This window comes from Kitasatospora putterlickiae, assembly GCF_039527695.1.
Taxonomy (GTDB): Bacteria; Actinomycetota; Actinomycetes; order Streptomycetales; family Streptomycetaceae; genus Kitasatospora; species Kitasatospora putterlickiae.
This window is the reverse complement of the sequence record NZ_BAAAKJ010000074.1, coordinates 16916-18649: the sequence shown is the minus strand read 5'-3', so window position 1 is coordinate 18649 and position 1734 is coordinate 16916. Positions and strand designations below refer to the sequence as shown.

The 1734-nt window shown below is 75.1% G+C and carries 1 pseudogene; it reads left to right on the top strand.

From position 1 onward, the window contains the following. A pseudogene (locus ABD308_RS08640) lies at positions 1-1705 on the top strand (3-hydroxyacyl-CoA dehydrogenase family protein); the annotation flags it as partial. Between the last annotated feature and the right edge of the window lie 29 nt (positions 1706-1734).

The window sequence follows — 1734 nt, the reverse complement described above, 5'->3', positions numbered from 1 at the left end:
CGCCGCGAGCGGGCGCCGGGTGATCGGCATCGAGGCCGACGAGGCCTCGGCCGCCCGCGCGCTGGCCCGGATCCAGGAGGCGACCGCGCACGCGGTGGCCCGTGAGCGGCTGACCGCCGAGGAGCGGACCGCGCTGCTCGCCCGGATCGCCGTCGGCCACGCGCTGGACGCCGCCGCCGGGGCCGACCTGGTGATCGAGGAGGTCCCCGAGCGGCTGGAGCTCAAGCGCGAGGTCTTCGCCGAGCTGGACCGGATCTGCCCGGCCACCACCGTGCTCGCCACCGGCACCACCGCGCTGTCGGTGACCCGGATCGCCGCCGCCACCGCCCGCCCGGAGCGGGTGCTCGGCCTGCACTTCTTCAACCCCGTGCACACCATGAGGCTGGTCGAGGTGGTGCGCACCGTGCTCACCGCCCCGCAGGTGGCCGAGGACGCCGCGGCCTTCGCCCGGGACCTCGGCAAGGAGCCGGTGCCGGCCGGCGACCGGGCCGGCTTCGTGGTCAACGGCCTGCTCTTCGCCTACCTCAACCAGGCCGCCGCGATGTACGAGTCCAAGTACGCCACCCGGGAGGACATCGACGCCGCGATGCGGCTCGGCTGCGGCCTGCCGATGGGCCCGCTGGCGCTGCTCGACCTGATCGGCGTGGACACCGCCCGGACCGTCCTGGAGGCGATGTACGAGCAGTCGAAGGACCGGCTGCACGCGCCCGCGCCGATCCTCGGCCAGCTGGTCGCGGCCGGGCTGCTGGGCCGCAAGACCGGCCGCGGCTTCTACACCTACGAGGCGCCCGGCTCCTCGAAGACGGTCGGCGCCGCCACCGGCCCGGCCCGCGCCGGGGTCCCCGGCCGGGAGGTGCGGACCATCGGCGTCTGCGGCTCGGGCACCATGGCCACCGGCATCGTCGAGGTGTTCGCCAAGGCCGGGTACCCGGTGCTGCTGGCCGCCCGCGGCCGGGAGAAGGCGGAGCTGGCCAAGGCCCGGCTGGCGACGTCGCTGGAGCGCTCGGTGGCCAGGGGCCGGCTGACCGGGGAGCAGCGGGACGCCGCGCTGGCGCTGGTCACCCCGGTCGGGCGGTACGAGGAGCTGGCCGGGGTGGACCTGGTGGTGGAGGCGGTGGCCGAGGACCTCGCGGTCAAGCGCGAGCTGTTCGCCACCCTGGACGCGGTCGTCAAGCCGGGCGCGGTGCTGGCCACCACCACCTCCTCGCTGCCGGTGATCGGCTGCGCCTCGGCGACCTCGCGGCCGCAGGACGTCATCGGCATGCACTTCTTCAACCCGGCGCCCGCGATGCGGCTGGTCGAGGTGGTCTCCACGGTGCTGACCGCGCCGGACGTCACCGCGACCGTGCTGGAGCTGTGCACCCGGGTCCGCAAGCACCCGGTGGAGTGCGGGGACCGGGCCGGGTTCATCGTCAACGCGCTGCTCTTCCCCTACCTGAACGACGCGGTGCGGATGCTCCAGGAGCACTACGCGACGGTGGACGACATCGACACCGCGATGAAGCTCGGCTGCGGGTACCCGATGGGCCCGTTCGAGCTGCTGGACGTGGTCGGCCTGGACGTGTCGCTGACCATCGAGCGGGTGCTGCACCAGGAGTTCCGCGAGCCGGGCCTGGCGGCGGCGCCGCTGCTGGAGCACCTGGTGGCGGCGGGCTGCCTGGGCCGCAAGACCGGCCGCGGCTTCCGCGACCACGCGCGCCGATGACCACCCCGCCCCTCGGGGGACGGCCCGGC